The organism is Xenorhabdus bovienii (assembly GCF_024721015.1).
In the GTDB taxonomy this organism is placed as follows: Bacteria; Pseudomonadota; Gammaproteobacteria; order Enterobacterales; family Enterobacteriaceae; genus Xenorhabdus; species Xenorhabdus bovienii.
Map to the genome: position 1 here is coordinate 1 of NZ_JANAIF010000465.1, position 249 is coordinate 249.

The window sequence follows — 249 nt, forward strand, 5'->3', positions numbered from 1 at the left end:
TCTTCTTTTTGAGATTCTAATTCTGATTTCAAGGATTGTACTTCTTTATCTTTTTCGATTAAGTGTAAGTACAATTCCTCTATTTTCTCTACGTTGGTAAGTTGCGTAGTACTGATATCAATCAATCCTTCTTTGGCAATTTCTTTTGCTGACTTGTATCCCGGTAAGTGTCCGTTTTTCTTGATAAAAGACTCAATACTTGCCAAGTTATGGAAGTCGTAATCCGCTTTGATATCACTGTATCCTTTG

The 249-nt window shown here is 34.5% G+C and carries 1 protein-coding gene; it reads right to left on the bottom strand.

All coding sequences use genetic code 11. The features are described from left to right. Positions 1–249: hypothetical protein (locus tag NXS07_RS21420; protein ID WP_258087693.1), on the bottom strand; the 249-nt coding region annotated here is incomplete at both ends.